Source organism: Mycobacterium sp. E3298 (genome assembly GCF_001666895.1).
Lineage (GTDB): Bacteria > Actinomycetota > Actinomycetes > Mycobacteriales > Mycobacteriaceae > Mycobacterium.
Genome location: NZ_LZJB01000049.1, coordinates 1 through 906 on the forward strand (window position 1 = coordinate 1; position 906 = coordinate 906).

Consider the following 906-nt stretch of genomic DNA (forward strand, 5'->3'; position numbering starts at 1 on the left):
GGAGAACAAGCCGTCCAATCCCAGCGACCCGCACGACGGGGTCTACACGGCGGCGCGGCTGGCCCGGGACGAGGGGGTGCCCATCTCGACGATCTCGTTCGGCACCAAGACCGGCGAGATCGAGATGGACGGGCAGCGCGTGGCCGTCCCGGTTTCGACGGACCAGATGAAGACGATCGCCAAGCTGTCCGGCGGGCAGTCCTACACCGCCAGCAACATCGCCGAGCTCAACAAGAGCTACAACGCCATCGAGAAGGACATCGGCTATCGCACCGTGGCCGGGCCGGGCAGCGCCGGGTGGCTGCGCCTGGGCGTGATCACCGCCTTGATCGCGACGGCGCTGGCGCTGCTGATCAACCGGCGGCTGCCGGTCTGATCGTCAGGACGGCAGCCGGCGGTTCAGGAACAGGCCGGCCAGGATCGCGCCGGCCAACGCGACCGCCCCCAGCAGCATCCACGCGAGGCTGGCGTCGCCCTTGACGGTCTCGTACCCGATCTGGCGCTGCAGGGTCGAGTAGACGTTCTTCAGCGACTCCAGGCTGTCGGCATGGAACGCCTGGCCGTCGGTGATCTCGCAGATCTTCTGCAGCGTCTGGTCGTCTACGGGAACCGGGATGGTGGCGCCCTCGTACTCGACGGTGCCGTACGGCGTCCCGAAGGAGATGGTCGAGATCTGCACGCCCGCGGCCTTGGCGGCCCGGGCGGCGGTGAACGCCCCCTGCGGGGCGTTGGCGTCCAGCGGCACGTTCTCCGCGCCGTCGGACTCCAGCACGATGCGCGCCGGCGGCGGGCCGTCGCCACCCGTGATGGCCAGGGCGCTCACCGCGTGCAGGGCGGTGAAGATGGCCTCGCCGGTGGCCGTGCTGTCGGCGAAGTCGAGCTTCTTGAGCGCGTCGATCGTCGCCT

Annotated in this window: 2 pseudogenes; one reads left to right on the forward strand and one right to left on the reverse strand. The window is 69.8% G+C overall.

Annotation, left to right across the window (positions count from 1 at the left end):
* Window positions 1-376, forward strand: a pseudogene (locus tag A9X05_RS01835) (hypothetical protein); the annotation flags it as partial.
* 3 nt (window positions 377-379) lie between these two features.
* Here A9X05_RS01835 and A9X05_RS01840 read toward each other — a convergent pair.
* Window positions 380-906 (reverse strand): annotated as a pseudogene (locus A9X05_RS01840) (hypothetical protein); the annotation flags it as partial.